The organism is Burkholderia sp. SIMBA_051 (assembly GCF_046534915.1).
In the GTDB taxonomy this organism is placed as follows: Bacteria; Pseudomonadota; Gammaproteobacteria; order Burkholderiales; family Burkholderiaceae; genus Burkholderia; species Burkholderia ambifaria.
Genome location: NZ_JAWRXS010000014.1, coordinates 1 through 20384 on the forward strand (window position 1 = coordinate 1; position 20384 = coordinate 20384).

General features: G+C 68.1%; 18 protein-coding genes and 1 riboswitch. Of the genes, 4 read left to right on the top strand and 14 right to left on the bottom strand.

Annotated elements, in window-relative coordinates:
- Together SB771_RS28375 and SB771_RS28380 are read left to right on the top strand one after the other, a co-directional pair.
- Positions 1-266, top strand: a 266-nt coding sequence (locus SB771_RS28375) for a hypothetical protein (RefSeq protein ID WP_410721834.1), incomplete at its 5' end; no start/stop codon positions are given.
- A 70-nt stretch (positions 267-336) separates the two neighbouring features.
- On the top strand, positions 337-1551 hold the full coding sequence (locus SB771_RS28380) for an MFS transporter (protein ID WP_175661392.1): 1215 nt from the start codon (positions 337-339) through the stop codon (positions 1549-1551).
- A 113-nt stretch (positions 1552-1664) separates the two neighbouring features.
- On the opposite strand, the gene SB771_RS28385 is transcribed toward SB771_RS28380, so the two are convergent.
- Positions 1665-2807, bottom strand: coding sequence for a branched-chain amino acid ABC transporter substrate-binding protein (locus tag SB771_RS28385; RefSeq protein WP_011655702.1), 1143 nt, complete (start codon positions 2805-2807; stop codon positions 1665-1667).
- Positions 2808-3258: 451 nt separating this feature from the next.
- A complete protein-coding gene (locus tag SB771_RS28390; RefSeq protein ID WP_175661391.1) occupies positions 3259-4338 on the bottom strand; it encodes an NAD(P)H-dependent flavin oxidoreductase in 1080 nt (359 codons plus the stop codon).
- A gap of 271 nt (positions 4339-4609) precedes the next feature.
- Here SB771_RS28390 and SB771_RS28395 point away from each other — a divergent pair, with 271 nt between their 5' ends.
- Positions 4610-5302 carry a dienelactone hydrolase family protein gene (locus SB771_RS28395; RefSeq protein ID WP_006753867.1) on the top strand — a complete coding sequence of 231 codons (693 nt, stop codon included), beginning with the start codon at positions 4610-4612 and terminating at the stop codon, positions 5300-5302.
- Between the two features lie 80 nt (positions 5303-5382).
- Positions 5383-6861 carry an amidase gene (locus tag SB771_RS28400; protein ID WP_175661390.1) on the top strand — a complete coding sequence of 493 codons (1479 nt, stop codon included), beginning with the start codon at positions 5383-5385 and terminating at the stop codon, positions 6859-6861.
- Between the two features lie 102 nt (positions 6862-6963).
- Here SB771_RS28400 and metF read toward each other — a convergent pair whose 3' ends face one another.
- From metF to SB771_RS28460, 12 genes are all read right to left on the bottom strand, one after another.
- Positions 6964-7794 (bottom strand): methylenetetrahydrofolate reductase [NAD(P)H], encoded by an 831-nt coding sequence (gene metF, locus SB771_RS28405; protein ID WP_138848396.1) that lies wholly within the window; start codon positions 7792-7794, stop codon positions 6964-6966.
- 24 nt (positions 7795-7818) lie between these two features.
- A complete protein-coding gene (locus SB771_RS28410; protein ID WP_006477367.1) occupies positions 7819-8172 on the bottom strand; it encodes a phage holin family protein in 354 nt (117 codons plus the stop codon).
- Between the two features lie 155 nt (positions 8173-8327).
- Entirely contained in the window at positions 8328-9746 is a 1419-nt protein-coding gene (gene ahcY, locus SB771_RS28415; protein ID WP_175661389.1) for an adenosylhomocysteinase, read from the bottom strand.
- A 34-nt stretch (positions 9747-9780) separates the two neighbouring features.
- Positions 9781-9896, bottom strand: a riboswitch (S-adenosyl-L-homocysteine riboswitch).
- Between the two features lie 201 nt (positions 9897-10097).
- Complete coding sequence (locus tag SB771_RS28420; RefSeq protein ID WP_006760814.1) at positions 10098-10832, bottom strand: RNA polymerase sigma factor FliA; 735 nt, start codon at positions 10830-10832, stop codon at positions 10098-10100.
- 14 nt (positions 10833-10846) lie between these two features.
- Positions 10847-11665, bottom strand: coding sequence for a flagellar biosynthesis protein FlhG (locus SB771_RS28425; RefSeq protein WP_105833520.1), 819 nt, complete (start codon positions 11663-11665; stop codon positions 10847-10849).
- Complete coding sequence (flhF, locus tag SB771_RS28430) at positions 11658-13430, bottom strand: flagellar biosynthesis protein FlhF (RefSeq protein ID WP_175661388.1); 1773 nt, start codon at positions 13428-13430, stop codon at positions 11658-11660. The genes SB771_RS28425 and flhF overlap by 8 nt, the downstream gene beginning before the upstream one ends.
- Positions 13427-15529 carry a flagellar biosynthesis protein FlhA gene (gene flhA / locus SB771_RS28435; RefSeq protein WP_105786838.1) on the bottom strand — a complete coding sequence of 701 codons (2103 nt, stop codon included), beginning with the start codon at positions 15527-15529 and terminating at the stop codon, positions 13427-13429. Before flhA ends, flhF begins: the two co-directional genes overlap by 4 nt.
- Positions 15526-16725, bottom strand: coding sequence for a flagellar biosynthesis protein FlhB (gene flhB, locus SB771_RS28440; RefSeq protein WP_126226971.1), 1200 nt, complete (start codon positions 16723-16725; stop codon positions 15526-15528). Before flhB ends, flhA begins: the two co-directional genes overlap by 4 nt.
- A gap of 350 nt (positions 16726-17075) precedes the next feature.
- On the bottom strand, positions 17076-17456 hold the full coding sequence (locus tag SB771_RS28445; RefSeq protein ID WP_012362832.1) for a DUF805 domain-containing protein: 381 nt from the start codon (positions 17454-17456) through the stop codon (positions 17076-17078).
- A 361-nt stretch (positions 17457-17817) separates the two neighbouring features.
- Complete coding sequence (locus SB771_RS28450) at positions 17818-18315, bottom strand: VOC family protein (RefSeq protein ID WP_011655690.1); 498 nt, start codon at positions 18313-18315, stop codon at positions 17818-17820.
- A gap of 161 nt (positions 18316-18476) precedes the next feature.
- Positions 18477-19712 carry a DUF3443 domain-containing protein gene (locus SB771_RS28455; RefSeq protein WP_175661387.1) on the bottom strand — a complete coding sequence of 412 codons (1236 nt, stop codon included), beginning with the start codon at positions 19710-19712 and terminating at the stop codon, positions 18477-18479.
- A 16-nt stretch (positions 19713-19728) separates the two neighbouring features.
- Complete coding sequence (locus SB771_RS28460) at positions 19729-20232, bottom strand: DUF2844 domain-containing protein (RefSeq protein ID WP_175661386.1); 504 nt, start codon at positions 20230-20232, stop codon at positions 19729-19731.
- Between the last annotated feature and the right edge of the window lie 152 nt (positions 20233-20384).

The window sequence follows — 20384 nt, forward strand, 5'->3', positions numbered from 1 at the left end:
GGGTGGCGTGGGTGGCGTGGGTGGCGTGGGTGGCGTGGGTGGCGTGGGTGGCGTGGGTGGCGTGGGTGGCGTGGGTGCCGCAGGTCGCGCAGGTCGCGCAGGTCGCGCAGGTCGCGCAGGTCGCTCAGGTCGCTCAGGTCGCGCAGGTGCCGCAGGTGCCGCAGGTGCCGCAGGTGCCGCAGGTGCCGCAGGTGCCGCAGGTGCCGCAGGTCGCGCAGGCGAAGACCGAGATCAGCCGAATGGCCAGCGCGCCGGCAAAATCGTAAGCGATTCGATAGAATCGGACGAATCCGATGGGCGCGACGCGCTCGCATCTCGTCAATTCAAGCGAGTTCCATGTCCGAGTCCTCCTCCCGATCGTCGTCCGGCTTCGCCGCGCCGCCCGACGCGCATCGCACGCTGGCCTTGCCGGTCCGCCAGCGCGCCCGCACGGCCACGATGGCGCTGTTCTTCGTCGCCGGCATGATGTACGCGTCGTGGGGCGTGCATGTGCCGACCGTGCGCGACAAGTTCGCGCTGAGCCCCGGCCTGCTGTCGATCGCGCTGTTCGCGGTCGCGGGCGGCTCGATCGCCGCGATGCTGACGATCGCGCGCTGGATCGCGCGGGTCGGCTCGCGCACCGCGTGCCTCGTCGGCGGCCTCGTGATGTCCGCGTGCGCGGCGCTGATCCTCGTCGTGCCCGACTACTGGATGCTGCTCGTCGTGCTCGCGGTGTTCGGCTTCTCGATGGCGACGCTCGACGTCGCGATGAACGCCGAGGCGAGCGCGGTCGAGATCGCGCTCGGCAAGCCGATCATGTCGTCGCTGCACGGGATGTTCAGCATCGGCGGGATGTCGGGGGCGGCAGCCGGCGGCGCGCTGCTGTCGGCCGGCATGGCGCCGGCCGTGCATCTCGCGCTCGCGGCGGCCATCAACGCGGCGGTGCTGCTGGCGGCGATCCCGGCCGTGCTCCCGCACGTCCCGCATCACGAGCACGCGCACGGCGGCGGCAACCGCTGGCGCTCGGCCGCGCTATGGATGCTCGGCGGCATCGCGTTGCTTGCGCTGATCGCCGAAGGCGCGATGTACGACTGGGCGACGGTCTACATGCGCGACGTGGTCGCGGCGAGCCCCGCCCTCGCGAGCGCCGCCTACGCGGCGTTCTCCGGCGGAATGGCGATCGCGCGTTTCGCGGGAGACGCGGTGCGCGCGCGGTTCGGCGCGCCGCAGCTCGTGTTCGCGAGCGCGTCGCTCGCGTGCGCCGGGATGATCGGCGCGCTGCTGCTGCCGAACCCGATCGCCGTGCTGACGGGTTTCACGCTGATGGGCCTCGGCCTCGCGAACATGATGCCCGTGCTGTTCGCCGCCGCCGCGCGCGTGAAAGGCATCCATGCGGCCGAAGGTCTCGCGCACGTGGCCGGGCTCGCGTACTTCGGACTGCTGTTCGGTCCAGTCGTGATCGGCGCGGTCGCACAAACCGCGAACCTGACGGTCGGCCTGGCGGTCGTCGCGCTGTGCGCGGCGCTCGTCGCGGTGATCGCGCCGAAGGTGCTCGCGCATCTGAAAATCTGAGCGCACGGGGCGCGGGGCACGGCGCACACCACCCGCCGCGCGCCCGCCAAAAAGAAAGCGCGCCCGCGTTGCCGCGGGCGCGCCTTCACCCCTTCTGTCGACCGCTTGTCAGCTTACATCTTCACTTCGTCGAGCAGCGTCTTCTTGCCGCTCTTGTAGTTGTACAGCGAGATCACGCCGTGCCGCAGGTCGCCCTTCGAATCGAAGGTCGTCGTGCCGATCACGCCCGTGTAGTTCGTCGCCGGCATGGCCGCGAGGATCTTCGCCGTGTCCGTCGAGTTCGCGCGCTTCATCGCGTCGGCGATGATGTACACGGCGTCATACGTGAACGGGGCGTAGATCTGGATCGGCTGGCCGAAACGCTTCTCGTACTTCGCCTTGAACGCGCCGCCGCCCGGCATCTTCTCGAGCGATGCACCGGCTTCCGAGCACACGACGTTGTCGGTCGCGTCGCCGGCCAGGTCGGCGAGCTTCTCCGTGCACACGCCGTCGCCTGCGAGGATCTTCGCGCGCAGGCCGAGCTGCTTCGCCTGTTTCGCGAACGGGCCGCCGGTGGCATCCATGCCGCCGTACATGATCGCGTCCGGATTCTCGCCCTTGATCTTGGTCAGAATCGCGCGGAAGTCGACCGCCTTGTCGTTGGTCGCGTCGTGCGACATCACCTTCAGGCCGAGCGCCTTCGCCTTCTTCTCGAACTCGTTCGCGAGACCCTGGCCGTAGGCGGTCGAATCGTCGACCACGGCAACGCTCTTGATGCCCTTCGAGTGCGCGTAGTTCGCGAGTGCCGGGCCCTGCTGCGCATCGGTCGCCACCACGCGGTACGTGGTCTTGAAGCCCTGCTGCGTGTAAGCCGGGTTGGTCGCCGACGGCGAGATCTGCACGATGCCCGCATCGCTGTAGATCTTCGAGGCCGGGATCGACGTGCCCGAGTTCAGGTGGCCGACCACCGCGACGACCTTGTCGTCGACGAGCTTCTGCGCAACCTGCGTGGCCTGGCGCGGGTCGGCCGCGTCATCCTGCGCATCGAGTTGCAGCGTGATTTTCTGGCCGCCGACCGTGAGACCCTTGGCGTTGATCTCCTCGACTGCGAGACGTGCACCGTTTTCGTTGTCCTTCCCCAGGTGTGCAATGCCGCCCGTCAAGGGCGCGACGTGGCCGATCTTGACGACTTGATCGGCGGCCGCGTTGCTTGCAGCTGCAACGCACAGCATCGCCGCGGCGGTGATCGGCAGCAGCTTTTGCATCTTGATATTCATGTAAGTCTCCAGTTTCGGTCCCAATAAAACGCCATCGCCCGGTGCCCCGCTGCCATCCCTGTGTTTGCATCACTGGACGATTCGCCGGTTGCATCGTTCATGCACTTGGCATCAAGCACGTGAAGACAGTCGCTTTTAGCGGCTCCCCGTCCGTACTTGCGCGCAAGTGTAGGTGATCAAATTAATTTGTGGGACTTTTTTGGGGTAGTGGTAACACTACCGATACGGTGCTTTGGAATGACTGCTCGAATATCGTCGCAAGCCCCGCCCGATAAGGGTTTCCGCTAATTACGGACGGCTGGAGGGAAGGTCGATTTAAAGCATTCCCCGGTCATTTCGATTCGGTATTTTGTGCCCGGGATCATTGAATGAAACGCGCGTGACAGCGCGCGCGTTTCTTCATGCGACAGACGCGCCGACACGAAGCGGTCACACGGGCGCGACGCCGCGTTCATGCGACGATTGCGCGCCATTCGGCGTCGAGCGCGTCGACGAGTTGCGACGTCGTCAGCGCGGCGTCGCGCCGCCGCGCGAGCGGCGCGCCCTGCCCGGCCCACAGCGACAGGTAGTCGCCGTCGTTCGCGCGCGCGGCGGCCTGCCGCAGCGGCTGCGTCAGCGCGTTCTGCACCGGATACGGAGCGGCATCGGCCACGCGTTCGCCGAGCCGCGCCATCAGCGTGTTGCGCAATCCGCGCGCATGACGCCCGGTGATCGCGCGCGTGACCTGCGTCGACGTATCGGCGCTCGCGAGCAGCCGTGCCTTCCAGTCCGCCGCGATCGCGCTTTCCGCGCACGTCAGGAACGCGGTGCCGAGTTGCGCGGCCTGCGCGCCGAGCGCGAGCGCCGCGGCGATCCCGCGGCCGTCCATGATGCCGCCCGCGGCGAGCACGGGCAGACCGGTCGCGTCGACGAGCTGCGGCACCAGCGCGAGCGTGCCGATCAGCGCATCGTCGGCCGGGCCGATGAAGGTGCCGCGATGGCCGCCGGCTTCTGCGCCCTGCGCGGACAGTGCGTCGGCACCGGCCGCCTGCCATGCGAGCCCTTCGGCGACGTGCGTCGCGGTGCCGATCACGTAGGTGCCGGCCGCCTTCAGGCGCGCGACGTCGGCCGCGTCGAGCACGCCGAACGTGAAGCTCGCGACCGGCACCCGCAGCGCGACGAGCGCATCGAGCTGCGCGCGGAAGTCGGGGGCGTAGCGCGCGGGCGCGGTGCCGGGCGGCAGCCCGAGCGCCGCGTTCAGCGGATTGATCGCGGCGAGCGCGCGGGCGACGCTCGCCGCGTCGGGCGCGACCTCGGACAACACGAACAGGTTCACGGCGAACGGCCGCGCGGTCGCCGCGCGAATCGCGTCGACTTCGGTCGCGAGACGCGCCGGCTCGAACGCGCCGGCGCCGAGGCTGCCGAGCGCGCCGGCATTGGACGCGGCCGCGACCATCGCGGCCGTGGTGGCGCCGACCATCGGCGCCTGCACGAGCGGCAGGCGCAGGCCGAAGCGTTCGGCAAACGGGGTGGAAAATGCACGGGCGGACATGGTGAATCCTTCGATGACGATGCGCGAAAGCGCTTTGTAAAAGCCGATACGTCGACTCTAGCGAAGCCGCGCAGCGCCGAAAAATGAATAATCGAGATCGAAACGATCGCTGCACGAGAAGTGGATTCGGGCGCGGCTGCGATCAGCGCTAACACCCGGCACGCACCCGCCTGCACCCGCTGCAACACCACAGGATTGGTGGCACACTAGGCCGCCCCTTTTTTCCATCCGCGGCGCGCCCGTCGCGCGCCCGTTCGCCAGGAGTTCAAACGTGACTGCCCAATGGATCGACATCCCGACCGGTAACGACAGCTTCGGCGGCTATCTCGCGCTGCCCAAGCGCGGCAAGGGCCCCGCCGTCATCATCATCCAGGAGATCTTCGGCGTGAACGCGCACATCCGCGCGGTCGCCGACCAGTACGCGGCCGACGGCTTCGTCGCGCTCGCGCCGGACGTGTTCTGGCGCACGCAGCCGCGCGTCGAGCTGACCTACGAAGGCGCCGATCGCGACAAAGGCATCGAGCTGATGAAGAAGACCGATGTCGGCCTCGCGGTCGCGGACATCGGCGCGGCCGCCGACGCATTGCGCGCACGCCCCGAAGTCGCCGGCAAGCTCGCCGCGATCGGCTACTGCTTCGGCGGCCAGCTCGCGTACCGCGCGGCCGCGACGGGCAAGGTCGATGCGGCAGTCGCCTATTACGGCGGCGGCATCCAGAATGCGCTCGACCTCGCCGGCCAGGTCACGCAGCCGATCCTGTTCCACTACGCGGAGAACGACCACGGGATCCCGCTCGACGCCGTCGAACAGGTGAAGGGCGCGTTCGCGGGCCGCGACAACGCGTCGTTCCACGTGTACCCGGGCGCCGAGCACGGCTTCAACTGCACCGACCGCGCGTCCTACAACCAGCGCGCGGCGGCCCTCGCGCACGGCCGCACGCTGACGTTCCTCGCCGAGCAGCTGTAACGCGGCCGGTACCGGGCCCGGCACGCCGGGCCCGCGTTATCCTCCTTTCATCGCCACAGGTCACAACGGGGGTGACTGCGATGCACTCGGACTATTTGGCGCATGACGCGATCGGCCTCGCCGCACTCGTGCGCGAACGCAAGGCGAGCCCGCGCGAGCTGCTCGACGCCGCGATCGGCCAGGCCGAAGCGGTGAACGGCGCGGTCAACGCGATCGTGCTGCAGGACTACGACGCCGCGCGCAAGCGCACGGAGTCGACCGTCGACGCCGGCACCGACGCGCCGTTCGCGGGCGTCCCGTATCTCGTGAAGGATCTCGGCGCGGCGGTCGCCGGGCTGCCGCTGTCGATGGGCAGCCGGCACTACCGCTACTTCGTGCCCGCCGACGATTCGCCGCTGATCGCGCGCAGCCGCGCGGCGGGGCTCAACGTATTCGGCAAGACCAACACGTCGGAAATCGGCCAGATGCCGTACACCGAGCCCGAGCTGTTCGGCGCGTGCCGCAATCCGTGGAACCTCGATCACACGCCCGGCGGCTCGAGCGGCGGCGCAGCAGCCGCCGTCGCGGCCGGCATCGTGCCGCTCGCGCATGCATCCGACGGCGGCGGCTCGATCCGGATCCCCGCGTCATGCTGCGGGCTGTTCGGGCTGAAGCCGAGCCGCAACCCGGTGCTGGTCGACCTGCCGTCGAACGGCGAGCTGGTGGTCCAGCATGCGGTGTCGCGCAGCGTGCGCGACAGCGCGCTGCTGCTCGACGTGACGACCGGCCAGACGCTGCCGCCCGGCGCGCCCGGCACCTTTCTCGGCGAGCTCGACACGCCGCCCGGCCCGCTGCGGATCGGCCTCGTCACCGACCCGATGCTCGCGCCGGCGCTCGACGACGACACGCGCGCGGCGCTCGACGACGCGGCCGCGCTCGCCGAATCGCTCGGCCATCACGTCGAACCGGCAACGCTGCACATCGACTATGCGCGCGCGGCCGAGACCTTTCTCACGCTGTGGGCGACGATCGCCGAGGAGATGGTGCTCGGCGCGCGCACGATCACCGGCCGCACGCCGAAGCGCGCCGAATTCGAACCGGCGACGTGGGCGATGGCCGTGATCGGCCGGCGCATCGCCCGCGCGCGGCTGCAGGACGTGCTCGAATGGCAGCGCCAGCTCACCGTGCAGGTCGCGGGCCTCGTGTCGCGCTACGACGTGGTCCTGTGCGCGACGCTCGCGGGGCCGCCGGTCAGGATCGGCGCGCTGCAGCCGACGCCGTTCGAAGCCGCGCAGATGAAGCTGCTCGGCGCGCTGCCGGTGAAGCCGCTGCTGCGGGAAATGCTGGCGAAGACGTCGGAGAAGGCGTTCGCATGGGCCGGCTGCACCGAGCTGTTCAACCTGACGGGCCAGCCGGCGATGTCGGTGCCGCTCTACTGGAATGCGCGCGGGCTGCCGATCGGCGTGCAGTTCGTCGCGCGCCATACCGACGATGCATTGCTGCTGAAGCTTGCACGCCAGCTCGAACAGGCGCGGCCGTGGTTCGACCGGCGACCGCCGTTGATGCAGGCGCAGCGCTGACGCAAGCACCATTGCCATCGCCACCGCCATCGGCCGATGGCGAAAAAAAACCCGCCGGTTTTGGCCGGCGGGGTTTCATCGCATGCAACCGCGCAATGGCGCTTACATCGCGAGCCGTTCGCAGATGGTCCGCGTCGCGGACGCCGTGTTCAGCGTATAGAAGTGCAGCCCCGGCACGCCCGCGTCGATCAGGCGCTGGCACAGGCTCGTGACGACGTCCGCGCCGAACGCGCGGATCGCGTCGCGATCGTCGCCGAAACTCTCGAGCCGGCGCGCGACCCAGCGCGGCACTTCCGCACCGCACATTTCCGAGAAGCGCATCAGTTGCGTGAAGTTCGTGATCGGCATGATGCCCGGCACGATCGGCACGTCCACACCCAGCTTGCGCGCATCGTCGACGAAGCGGAAATACGCGTCGGCGTTGAAGAAGTACTGCGTGATCGCGGAATTCGCGCCGGCCTTCACCTTGCGCGCGAAATTCTCGAGGTCGGCTTTCGGCGAACGCGCTTGCGGGTGGTACTCCGGATAGCCGGCGACTTCGATGTGGAACCAGTCGCCATGCTCGGCGCGGATGAAGCTGACGAGTTCCGACGCATAGCGCAGCTCGCCCACCGCGCCCATCCCCGACGGCAGGTCGCCGCGCAGCGCGACGATGTGGCGGATGCCGTGCGAGCGGTACTGGTCGAGGATCGCGCGCAGGTCGGCGCGCGACGAGCCGATGCACGACAGGTGCGGCGCGGCTTCGAGGCCGTCCTTCTGCATGTCGAGCACGGTGTCGAGCGTGCCCTGCTGCGTCGAGCCGCCGGCGCCGAACGTCACGGAGACGAATTTCGGCTTCAGCGGCAGCAGCTGCGCACGCGTCGCGCGCAGCTTCTCGACGCCTTCCGCCGTCTTCGGCGGGAAGAATTCAAACGAGAGTTCGATCGGTTTCATGATTCGCAAGAGTGGGCCCGGCCGTCAGCCGATGTCGCGCTGCCCGAAGATCAGCGCGGACAGCAGCCACGACACGATGCTGTACAGGATCGAACCGAAGAACGCGGACCAGAAACCCGACACCTCGAACCCCTTGAGCAGCGACGACGCGAACCAGAAGCACAGCGCGTTCACGACGAGGATGAACACCCCGAGCGTGACGATCGTGACGGGCAGCGTCAGCAGGATCAGCACCGGACGGATCACCGTGTTGATCAGGCCGAGCACGACCGCGATGATCAGCGCGGTGCCGAAGCTCTTGATGTGGATCGACGGCACGAGGTACGTGATGATCAGCAGCGCGAGGGCGTTGATGACCCAGGTGAGGATGACGCTCATGGAGGGCTCCGGTTCGGTTGTCGATCTGTACGGTCAGTGGCCGCCGCCGGCCGCCGCGCGTGCCCGCGGGCACGGCGCGACGGCCGGCGATCCGGCACCATGCCGCGATGCCGCGCACGCCCGAAGCGGGACGCGCACGGCACGGCGGCGGCGCATCAGTAGCGGTAGTGGTTCGGCTTGAACGGGCCGTCCTTCTGCACGCCGATGTACGAAGCCTGCTCGTCCGTCAGCACGGACAGGTTCGCGCCGATGCGCGCGAGGTGCAGGCGCGCGACCTTTTCGTCGAGATGCTTCGGCAGCACGTACACCTTGTTCTCGTACTCGGCGCCGCGCACGAACAGCTCGATCTGCGCGAGCGTCTGGTTCGCGAACGAGTTCGACATCACGAACGACGGGTGGCCGGTCGCGCAGCCGAGGTTCACGAGGCGGCCTTCGGCCAGCAGGATCACGCGCTTGCCGTCCGGGAAGATGATGTGGTCGACCTGCGGCTTGATGTTTTCCCACTGGTACTGGCGGGTCGACGCGACGTCGATTTCCGAGTCGAAGTGACCGATGTTGCAGACGATCGCGTTGTGGCGCATCGCCTTCATGTGATCGTGGTTGATCACGTGGTAGTTGCCGGTCGCCGTCACGAAGATGTCGGCCTTGTCGGCCGCGTATTCCATCGTCACGACGCGGTAGCCTTCCATTGCCGCCTGCAGCGCGCAGATCGGATCGATTTCGGTAACCCACACGGTGGCGCCCAGGCCACGCAGCGACTGCGCGCAGCCCTTGCCCACGTCGCCGTAGCCCGCGACGACCGCGACCTTGCCCGCGATCATCACGTCGGTCGCGCGCTTGATGCCGTCGACGAGCGATTCACGGCAGCCGTACAGGTTGTCGAACTTCGACTTCGTGACCGAGTCGTTCACGTTGAACGCCGGGAACGGCAGGCGGCCGTCCTTTTCCATCTGGTACAGGCGGTGCACGCCGGTCGTGGTTTCTTCGGTCACGCCCTTGATGTGCGCAAGGCGCGTCGAGTACCAGGTCGGGTCGGCGTCGAGATGCTTCGCGATCGACTTGTACAGCGCGACTTCTTCCTCGTTGGTCGGCTTCGCGATCACCGAACGGTCCTTCTCGGCCTTCGAACCGAGGATCAGCAGCAGCGTTGCGTCGCCGCCGTCGTCCAGGATCATGTTCGCGAATTCGCCGTTCGGCCATTCGAAGATGCGGTGCGAGAACTCCCAGTATTCGTCGAGCGACTCGCCCTTGAACGCGAACACCGGCGTGCCGGCTTCGACGATCGCGGCAGCGGCGTGGTCCTGCGTCGAGAAGATGTTGCACGACGCCCAGCGGACATCGGCGCCGAGCGCCTTCAGCGTCTCGATCAGCACGCCGGTCTGGATCGTCATGTGCAGCGAGCCCGCGATGCGCGCGCCCTTCAGCGGCTGCTGCGCCTTGTATTCGTCGCGGATCTGCACGAGGCCGGGCATTTCGGTCTCGGCGATGTTCAGTTCCTTGCGGCCCCAGCCGGCAAGCGCCATGTCGGCGACGACGTAATCCTTGGAAGCTTGCGAATCGATAATGGCGTTCATCACGCCCTCCTTTCTAAAAAAGTTCTAGAAATTGGTGACGTGAGCGCCGTTCAGGAAGCGGGGCCGGCGCGAATCTCGCCGCACGGCTGCTTGGTGAAGCTTTCCGAGCCTGGCGGACGCAGAAGGTCCGTCGCAACGCTCCTCGGAAAACGGGAGGGATTGTAGCAAATCGCGACGAAAATTTCTTGTGTCGGACCGTTGGATGGCCTATGCGGCGACGCGCTGCTCGAAGCGCGCCCTTTTATTGAGACTGAGACGCGCGCGAGCGGATTGCGCGGCAATCGAGTTGCCAGCCTCCGACGGAGGACCTCCCGGGGCGAATGACCCGCCGCGCCCCCGCCGTCCGCACGTTCAATTCTCCGCGCCGACCCACGCCTGTTCGCGCAACCGCGCGCGCAGGCGCGCGACGGCCTGGCTGTGCAGCTGGCACACGCGCGACTCGCTCACCTCGAGCACCGCGCCGATCTCGCGCAGGTTCAGCCCGCGCTCGTAGTACAGCGACATCAGCAGCTTCTCGCGCTCGGGCAGCCGGTCGATTGCGTCGACGAGCGCCTCGCGCAGGTGGTCGTCGAGCAGCGCCGACAACGGATCGGCGTGATCGACGCGATAGCGGTCGAGGAACGGCTCGTCGTCGGCCGCGCGGTCGAAATCCTCGTAGTAGATGAGCTGGCTGCCGTGCAGGTCCTGCAGCATCCCCTGGTATTCGTCGAGCGGCATCTTCAGGTGCTCCGCGATCTCGGTCTCGCTCGCCGAGCGGCCGAGCTGCTGCTCGACCTGGTGCACCGCGTACTCGACCTCGCGCGACGTCTTGCGCAGGCTGCGCGGCAGCCAGTCGTTGCTGCGCAGCTCGTCGAGCATCGCGCCGCGGATACGCTGCGTCGCGTAGGTCTCGAACTGCGCGCCCTGGTCCTCCTTGTAGCGGCCGGCCGCGTCCATCAGCCCGATCATGCCGGCCTGGATCAGGTCGTCGAGGTCGACGCTCGCCGGCATCTTCGCGACGAGCTGCAGCCCCAGGCGCCGCACGAGCGGCGCGTATTGCGCGAGCACGTCGGCCTGGGTCATCTTGCCTTGAGCGTTGTACATCATGGCTCTCTCCTTCCTCACGCGGCGTGGGCCGCTCCCGCCTCGTACGACGGCTTGCCGCCCGCATGCACGGCACGCCCCGCCCCCGAACTCGGGCGCATCGGCCAGTACAGCAAATCGGCGGCAATCTGCCGGTAATCGCGCGCGGCCGCCGACGACGGGAACGCATCGACCACCGTATGCATCAGGTCGCGCGCATGCTCGGCGAGCGGATCGGCGCTCACGCAGCCGGCGTCGGCGATCGACACCGTCAGGTAGCGGCTCGCGACGCCCGCGAGGTTGTCGAAGGCGGTCCTGGCGTCGGCGTGGCTGCCGACGTGATTGGTCAGCACGCGGAACTGCGCGACCGCGTGCGCGAAATGCAGCCGCTTCATGCACGCGTACGCCTCGGTGATCGCCTGCGCGGCAACCCGCGTGACGATCAGCACGTCGTGCGCCTCGCGCGCGAGCGCGGAGAACGCGCCGTCCGCACCGAGCTGCGCGTCGACCAGCACGATGTCGGCCTGGCCGTCGATGAAGTCGCTCAACTGCGTATCGCTGTAGCCGTCGCGAGCGAACCCCGCGGCCGCGCACAGGCCGAACCCGGCGGCGACGCGCGTGCGTTCGCCGTCGCGCAGCCATGCGCCCGCCAGCGTCGCCGAGGCCGAATGCACGTCGGCACGCTCGTCGACGACGAGCACGTCCTTGCCGAGCGCGGCGAGCGCCGCCGCAACGTTCACGATGGTGGTCGTGCAGCCGACGCCCGCCGGCCCGCCCGTCACCGCGACGATGCGCGACGCGCGCCCGGCCAGCAGGCGCCGCAGCCCTTCTGCTTGGTCGATGATCCGTTTATCCAAATCGCACCTCGTGCAGATCGGCGGTGGAACGGGCGGTCAGTGCGGAAAGCAGCGTCGGCATGTCCTCGTCCTCGGGCACGAAGGGCGAACCGTCGCGCGGCACACAGAACGCGCTTTTCAGCAGGAATTTGGTCGACGCGACGTACAGGTTCTCCGGCACCTTCTGGCCAGTCGACACGTAGTGAATGGGCAGCTTGTAGCGGATCACGGTGTCGAGTACGCCGCCGAGGTGAGTCGCCTCGTCGAGCTTCGTCAGGATGCAGCCGGCGAGGTCGGGATACTCGGCCGCGCTGCGGTAGGCCTGGACGACTTCGTTGAGCGTGTCGCCGTGGCTCGTCGCGTTGAGCAGCAGCAGGCGCTGCACCGGCGCGTTCGCGCCGTGCAGCATCGCGATCTGGTCGGACAGCGCGCGATCGCGCTGGCTCATGCCGATCGTGTCGATCAGCACGATGTGCTTGTTGCGCAGCTCGGACAGCGCGAGCTCGAGGTCGCCGGCATCCTTCACCGCGTGCACGGGCACGCCGAGGATCTTCCCAAAGATGCGCAGCTGCTCGTGGCCGCCGATCCGGTAGCTGTCGGTGGTCAGCAGCGCGACCTTGCTCGCGCCGAAGCGCATCACGCAGCGCGCCGCGAGCTTCGCGGTGGTGGTCGTCTTGCCGACGCCGGTCGGCCCCATCAGCGCGAACACGCCGCCGCGCTCCATCAGCGCGTCTTCGTTCTCGAGCACCGGCAGGTTCGCCGCGAGCACCGACTGCGCCCATTCGGCGGCCTGCTCGAAGGTCTGCGCGCCGTCGCCGGACGGCAGGTTGTCGACCATCATGCGCACCAGCTGCGCGGAGAAGCCGGCCGAGAACAGGTGCTTGGTCAGCGCGCCGTGCACCGGGCTGCGGCGCTGGCGGTCGTGCCACATCAGACTGTCGAACTGCTCTTCCATCATCCCGCGCATCGCGCCGAGCTCGTGCATCACCGTGTCGTTGACGATGCTCTCGATGCGCGCCTTCACCGCGTCGGCTACCACGGCGGCCGCTTCGGCCGACAGGCGCGTGCGTTCGGCCGGCTTCGCGGTGTTCGTTTCATTCGTTTCGCTTGCGCGGGCGGCGGCGGCTGCGGACGGGATCCGGCGTTCGGCGTTGCGCACGATGTCGCGCGCCCAGCCGGCCGGCGTCGCGGCTGCCGCGTCCTGCTGCATGCGCGCCGGAGCCGAAACCGATGCTTGCGGCGCGGCCGATGCCGCCTGCGCGCGGGCGATCAGCGCTTCGCGCTGCTGCGTCAGGCGCTTCGCGTGCTCGACGAGCCACGGTGCGGGTTCGGACGACGCTGCCGGCGCGCCGGCAGCGGGCGCAGCCGGCGACGACGCCGCCGCGTCCGTTGCGTGTGCGTCAGCATCGAAGGCGGCCGGTTGCGCGGCCGGTTCCGTCGCTTCGGCGCTTGCGCCGAACACCGACGAGAACACGTCCGGCAGCCCGCCGTCGCCGGCTGCATACGGATTCATCACCGGGCGCGCGAGCGCGGCGCTGGGGCGCGACACGATGCCCGGGACGGCCGCGGCCTGCACGGATTCCGGTGCGCGCGATGCGACGGTGCGCGGGCGCGCGGCGGCCGGCGGCGTAACCGCGGCGAGGTCCGAATCGGCGAGTGCGACGATTTCGACGCTGCCGTCATCGAGCGTACGGTTCGACAGCACGACGGCGTCGGCGCCCAGGGCCTCTCGCACGAGGCGAAGCGCGTCGCGGCTGGTCGCGCCAGTGAATTTGCGAATGTTCAAGCGGAACCCCCGATGACGTTAACGACTTTGATCGTGCGTGTGTCCGGCACTTCGGCATACGACAGCACTTTCAGTTGCGGCAGGCTGCGGCGCAGGAAACGCGCGAGCATCGCGCGCAGCGCGTGCTGCACCAGCAGCACGGGCGGCAGCCCGAGATTCTGTTGACGCAGCATCGCCTGTTGCGTGCCGGTCAGAAGGTTGTGCGCGAGGCCGGGCTCGAGGCCCGGGTTCGCGCCGGTGGCGAGCGCCTGCGACAGCACGCGCTCGAGATTCGAATCGAGGCCCATCACCTGCATCTCGCCCGAGCCCGGATACCACTGCTGCGTGATCGCGCGGCCGAGCGACAGCCGCACCGCGGCGGTGATCTCGTACGCGTCGCCGCGGCCGGCGTGTTCGGACACGGCCTCGAGGATCGTGCGCATGTCGCGGATCGGCACGCCTTCCTCGAGCAGGTTCTGCAGCACTTTCTGCAGGGTCGTGAGCGAGATCGTCTTCGGCACGAGGTCCTCGACGAGCGACGGCGCATCCTTGCCGGTGCGCTCGACGAGCGCCTGCACTTCCTGGCGGCCGAGCAGTTCGGCCGCGTGCTGGACGACCAGATGGTTCAGGTGCGTCGCGACAACCGTGCTCGCATCGACGACCGTGTAGCCGTACACCTGCGCCTGCTCGCGCATCGCCACGTCGATCCACACGGCCGGCAGCCCGAACGCCGGGTCCTGCGTCGCGGCGCCCGGCAGCGCGGCCGTCACCTGGCCCGGGTTGATCGCGAGCCACTGGCCCGGGAACACTTCGCCCGCGCCGATCTCCACGCCCTTCAGCGCGATCCGGTACGCGTTCGGCCGCAGCTCGAGGTTGTCGCGGATATGGATCACCGGCGGCAGGAAGCCGATTTCCTGCGCGAACTTCTTGCGGATGCTCTTGATGCGCTTGAGCAGTTCCCCGTCGCTGTTCTTGTCGACGAGCGGAATCAGCCGGTAGCCGACTTCGAGGCCGAGCGGGTCGATCAGCTGCACGTCGTCCCAGGTCGCCTCGTGGCTGTCGCCCGGCAGCGCGGCGGGCGGCGCGACCTCGGTCACGTCGCCGGCGGCAAGGCGGGCCGCCGCGCGGCGGCTCTGCGTGCGGGCCAGCCAGATCGCGCCGGCGCCGAGCGCGAGGAACGCGAAGTGCGGCATGCCCGGGATGAGCCCCATCAGCACGATGATCGCGCCGGTGATGTTCAGCACGCGCGGGTTCGTGAACAGCTGGCCGGTGATCTGCGTGCCGATGTCCTCGTCGGTCGCCACGCGCGACACGATCACGCCGGCCGCCGTCGAGATCACGAGCGACGGGATCTGCGCGACGAGGCCGTCGCCGATGGTCAGCAGCGTGTAGTTGGTGCCGGCCGCCGCGAAGCTCATGTCGTGCTGCACCATCCCGACGATCAGCCCGCCGATCACGTTGATCGCCATGATGATCAGGCCCGCGATCGCGTCGCCGCGCACGAACTTCGACGCGCCGTCCATCGACCCGTAGAACTCGGCTTCCTGCGACACGGCCAGGCGGCGCTTGCGTGCCTGCTCTTCGTTGATGAGGCCCGCGTTCAGGTCGGCGTCGATCGCCATCTGCTTGCCGGGCATCGCGTCGAGCGTGAAGCGCGCGGACACTTCGGCGATCCGCCCCGCGCCCTTCGTGATCACCATGAAGTTGATGATCATCAGGATCACGAACACGACGATGCCGACCGCGAAGTTGCCGCCGACGAGAAAGTGGCCGAACGCCTCGATCACCTGGCCGGCCGCGTCGGGGCCGGTGTGGCCCTCGAGCAGCACGACGCGCGTCGACGCGACGTTCAGCGACAGGCGCAACAGCGTGGAGAACAGCAGCACGCTCGGGAACGCCGCGAAGTCGAGCGGCTTCATCGTGTACATGCTGACGAGCAGCACCATCACCGACAGCGCGATGTTGAAGGTGAACAGCAGATCCAGCAGCAGCGGCGGCAGCGGCAGGATCATCATCCCCAGGATCATGCAGATGAGGATCGGGCCCGCGAGCCCGCGCAGGTTGGCGCCCGCGAACGGGTTCGTGCGTTTGGCGAACAGGCCGGTGGTCGGGGTGCTCATGCTGCGTTCCCTTGCGTGCCGAGCGTGTCCTCGGCTTCTTCACGCGCGTCGTCGGCCGATACCGACGTCCCCTTGTCGAGGTCGGCCGGCACCTCGAGATCGACCGGCGCGGCCGGGAACGCGCCGCCTTCCGAGCGGAAGCGCCGCAGCTGGTAAACCCATGCGAGCACCTCGGCGACGGCCGAGTACAGCGAGCCGGGAATCTCGCGTTCGATTTCGACGTTGTGATACAGCGCACGCGCGAGCGGCGGCGCTTCGAGCAGCGGCACGTTGTGCTCGGCCGCGAGTTCGCGGATGCGCGCGGCGACGAGGTTCACGCCCTTCGCGACGACCTTCGGCGCGCGCATCTCGCCGTCCGTGTACTGCAGCGCGACGGCGAAGTGCGTCGGGTTCGTGACGACCACGTCGGCCTTAGGCACGGCGGCCATCATCCGGCGCCGCGCGATCGCGCGCTGCTGCTGGCGGATGCGGCCCTTCACGTGCGGATCGCCTTCGTTCTCGCGATGCTCGCGCTTCACTTCTTCCTTCGTCATGCGCAACTTCTTGTTGTACTGCCAGATTTGGTAAGGCACGTCGAGCGCGGCGACCACCAGCATCCCGGCGACCGTCGTGCCGCAGCACACGGCGACCAGATGCATCGCATCGGCAACCGCCGAGCCGAGCGGTTGGGTCGCGAGACCGAGCAGCTCGTCCTTGCTGCGCCAGATCGCGATGCCGCCGATCCCGCCGACAACCAAAGTCTTCGCCAGCGACATCCCGAGCTGGATCGGCCCCTGGATCGAGAAGATGCGGCCGAGGCCCGAGATCGGGTTCAGGCGGTCGAACTTCAGCTCGAAGGTCTTCTGCGAGATCAGCCAGCCGCCGAGCGCCATCGGCGCGAGCAGCGCGGCAAGGCCGGTGAGCGCGAGGATCGGCAGCAGCGCGGCGAGCCCTTCGATGCTCGCGCTGCCGGCCGCCGACAGCATCCGGTGCGTGTCGAACGCGGTGGCGCGATCGAACGCGAATGCGCCGCGCAGCATGGCCTGGAGATGGGCGCCCGACGGAGCCGCGAGCAGCCACGCGCCGTAGAACCCGGCCGCGAGCAGCGCGAACGAAGCCAGCTCGCGCGAACGCGCGACCTGCCCCTCCTCGCGCGCCTTTTCGCGGCGCCTCGGAGTGGCGGCTTCGGTTCTGTCGAGATCGCTCTCGTCTGCCACGTGGCCTCCAGTCGGGTACGGCGAAATGCCGCTTTCCAGTGACACCGATTATTCATGCGCGGGTCAAACGCCGATCGGTCGAGCAAAGCCGGGAAAGGGGGGTATTTCGGGGAATCGGGCAAGGCGGTGCGGGGAGAGGCGGCGGGTGGGTGCGGCGGGGGGAGGATGGTGGGGGAAACGCGTGTGCGGGCGGGTGTGGTGAAGCGGAGGAGGTGGTGAGGTGGATGAGACGGTGAAGCGGCGAGGCGGTGAGGCGGTGAGGCGGATGAGATGGTGAGGCAGGGAGTCGGTGAGACGGTGAACTATCGGCCCGCCCCGACGCGACGGCCGCGCGTCGGGGCGGGCAACGCTCAGATCGCCGGAATCGGATCCGTGCCGAAGCGGTTCGGCCCATTCGTGCCGCGCGAGCACATCCACACGAGCAGCAGGATTCCGCCGATGAGCGGAATGAACGCGATCAGCAGAAACCAGCCGGAGCGGCCCGTATCGTGCAGGCGGCGCACGGTGACCGCGAGGCTCGGCAGCACCAGCGCGAGCGACACGACCAGCGCGACGATCGCCAGCAGCAGCGGAATCGCGCCGCTTTCGCGGCCGGCGGCGGCGAGCAGCTGGCAGGCGATCGACACGACGCCGGTGAGCAGCGCGAAATACCAGTATTCGGCGCGGCGTGCGCGGCCTTCGAATTTCGCATACTGATTGAATACGGAACGAATGGCTTCGGTGAAATTCATCTTATTGCCCTCCTGTTTTTAATCGACGACCCCGGAAACAACGGGGGCATTATAAGTTTGAATTTCCACACATCGCATCTCTTTTCGCGTGACGATCGCCGTGGTGACTGCCATCGCGGCTCGGGGCGGCCACAGCGACGGCGCGCCGGACCGCCGCGCGCATGTCACGCCATTTTTATAATCGCAACGCCCCGACAAAAATATCGGCCGGATTAATCCATGAATTGATTACGCCAGGATGAAACGGATCATGGTCGATAATCGAACCGGTCAGATGGCGACCGATTTACCGGCTGGCCGGGAAGCGCTTCGTGCGTCACATGCCCGCATCGAAAATACCGCCTCCCGGCCGGCATTCGCGCTAGCCGGCCGCCGCCTGCTGCAGCGCGTCGAGATCGAGCTTCTTCATCTTCATCACCTGCGCCATTACGCGTTCCGCGCGTGCCGGGTCGCCCGTCATCAGTTCGGCCATCTGCACGGGCACCACCTGCCACGACACGCCGAAGCGGTCGCGCAGCCAGCCGCACTGCTGCGCGCGCTCGTCGCCGCCTTCGGCCAGCGCCGCCCAGTATCGGTCGATCTCCTGCTGGTCGCGGCAATTGACGACGAACGACACGGCCGGCGTGAGCGGAAACACCGGGCCGCCGTTGAGCGCGAGAAACGCCTGCCCGTCCAGTTCGAACGACACCGTCATCACCGTGCCCTCGGCCTGGCCCGACGCCTGCGCGCCGGATTTGCCGTAGCGGGCGACGTGCAGGATGCGTGCGTCGTCGAACACCGACACGTAGAAGCGGGCGGCCGCCTCCGCGTCCTGGTCGAACCACAGAAACGGCGTGATGCGTTGAATGCGCTGACTCATGGCGCTGTCTCCTCGATGTCGTGCCGGCACCAATGCCGGTTTTATATCGTAGGCGCTATGCCGGCGTGGCGCGGCCGCCCGGTACGTAGTCCGCCCGCCCCGCGAAATCAAAAAAAGGGGGCGATCGCTCGCCCCCTCTTGCTGCCGCCGTTCGTGCGCGCTCAGAACGCGACGTAAGGCTGCTGACCGCCGGTCGACGTCTTGTCCATTCCGAAGTAGATCGTCTTGCCGTAGAAGTGCGGCATGCCGAGATCGAGCGACGTCAAACTATACGGGCCCGCGATATCGTTAAACGCAAATGTCGACGGATTCGAGAACAACGTGTCCGCATTCTGAACGAGCATCGATACGCCACCAGTTGCGCCGTTCTGCCCAGTCAGCGTCGCTGTATAGGTAGCTGCTGACGCCGGGCAGTAGAAATCCTTGTTAAGGGAGCATGGCGTCTGCTTCGAATCATTGAAGAAATACGCATTCGAACCCGTGTCGAAGAACGCGGCCACGTTATTACCGAGGAACGTCGTACTGACGTCGCCCCCCGATGTCGAGGTCAGCACCGTCGACGCCCCGAGCGCGTTGTTGCTCTGCGTGCCGATCCCGAACGTCAGCAGGCCCGTCGCGCTGCCCTGCCCGCTGTTCGAGATGTTCGGCATCTGCACGATCACGCCGTTGTTGTCGGTCGCGAAGCGATGGACCGGGTTGGCCACCTGCTGCGCCACCGGCACCAGCGCCACCGTGCAGCTCGAATTGCCGTTCGGGCACGCGTAGTAGTTGTTGTACGTCGCCGACGTCAACGTCGCGCAGTTGATGCCGCAATCGACCGGCGCCGGCCCGATGCCGAGGATGCCGTTCGCGCCGAGGTCGCGCGCCGTGTTGGCCGACGCGCCGCCGTTCGTGCACGAGCTCGGTACGTTGCTGGTGCCGAGGTCGCCGATGATCTGCACCGGCAGCGAAGCCGCCTGCTCGGAGCCGATCGTCAGGTCGACGGTACGCACCGTGCCCCACGTGTAGCTCGACACGAACTTCCCGCATTCGGCGACCGGCGCGCCGCCGCTCGTCACCTGCGGCAGGTTGTTCAACACGCCCACGGCACTGCCGACCAGCCGCAGCCCGTACGACGCGGTGTCGACGAGCACGTTGTTGACCACCTGGCAGTTCGACGTGCCCGGCGCGCAGATCTTCACGTTGACGGTCGGGATGTTGATCACTTGCGCGACGCCGCTGTTGACCGTGATCACGGCCGTGTTCGCGGTGTTGCCGTCCGATACGTTGCCGCCGCCGCTGCCGCCATTGCCGCCGTTGTTGTCGTCGCCGCCGCCGCATGCGGTCACGAGCAGGGCCGTGGCAGCCGCCAGGCCGAGCACGCCGACCCAGCGCTTGAAGGTACGAGGAATTCTCAAGATCGCTCTCCCGCTGTCACTGGATGTCGGTGCCGGACAGGCCGGCAGGCAGCGCGGCCGGCAGCCACGCCTGGCCCGCGAAGGCGCCCATGTGGCCGCCGGTGCGGATCACGAGCCCGCTCGTATCGACGGACACGGGCGCGCGCCAGCCGCGCGCCGCGTGCGCGGCCTGGACGCCGGCGGTGTACTGCGGGAAATAGCTGCCGAGCAGCGACGCGAGGTCCGGCATGCTCGGCCCGCGCCAGGCAAGGCCGAACACGGTGCCCGCGGCGCTCGTATATTCGCGAATGACGGTGCCCGATCCGAGCGTGATCTCGCGGACGGTGTAGGCAGCCGTGTTCGCCTGCGCGCCGTCGGCCGAGCGCATCGCGCGCTGCATCGCGCGCACGGTGGCGGCGTGATCGTCCGCCGGCGGCGACATCGGCGCGCCGCCCAGTTCGGCGTGTGCGTGGACGCTCCACAGCACACCCATTGCAGCCGCCGCATGTGCGGCAGCCCAGCCCAAGCGTTTCAGCTTCACGTTCCCCCCCAAAGGGACTGGCTTCGTTGCCGGCGGGCCCCATCAGGCTCGGCGCCACCGGCCAACATATGAAAGTCGTAAAAATGACGCGTCGTTACTGCTGATGCGTAGTATGCCTGCGGAGTGTGTCAGAGTGTCAAATCGTCGCGGCA

Bases quoted from the DNA above. Each gene is read 5' to 3' on its own strand.
- SB771_RS28380 (WP_175661392.1), top strand. From the start codon at position 337: ATGTCCGAGTCCTCCTCCCGATCGTCGTCCGGCTTCGCCGCGCCGCCC.
- SB771_RS28385 (WP_011655702.1), bottom strand. From the start codon at position 2,807: ATGAATATCAAGATGCAAAAGCTGCTGCCGATCACCGCCGCGGCGATG.
- SB771_RS28390 (WP_175661391.1), bottom strand. From the start codon at position 4,338: ATGTCCGCCCGTGCATTTTCCACCCCGTTTGCCGAACGCTTCGGCCTG.
- SB771_RS28400 (WP_175661390.1), top strand. From the start codon at position 5,383: ATGCACTCGGACTATTTGGCGCATGACGCGATCGGCCTCGCCGCACTC.
- metF (WP_138848396.1), bottom strand. From the start codon at position 7,794: ATGAAACCGATCGAACTCTCGTTTGAATTCTTCCCGCCGAAGACGGCG.
- SB771_RS28410 (WP_006477367.1), bottom strand. From the start codon at position 8,172: ATGAGCGTCATCCTCACCTGGGTCATCAACGCCCTCGCGCTGCTGATC.
- ahcY (WP_175661389.1), bottom strand. From the start codon at position 9,746: ATGAACGCCATTATCGATTCGCAAGCTTCCAAGGATTACGTCGTCGCC.
- SB771_RS28420 (WP_006760814.1), bottom strand. From the start codon at position 10,832: ATGATGTACAACGCTCAAGGCAAGATGACCCAGGCCGACGTGCTCGCG.
- flhA (WP_105786838.1), bottom strand. From the start codon at position 15,529: ATGAGCACCCCGACCACCGGCCTGTTCGCCAAACGCACGAACCCGTTC.
- SB771_RS28445 (WP_012362832.1), bottom strand. From the start codon at position 17,456: ATGAATTTCACCGAAGCCATTCGTTCCGTATTCAATCAGTATGCGAAA.
- SB771_RS28450 (WP_011655690.1), bottom strand. From the start codon at position 18,315: ATGAGTCAGCGCATTCAACGCATCACGCCGTTTCTGTGGTTCGACCAG.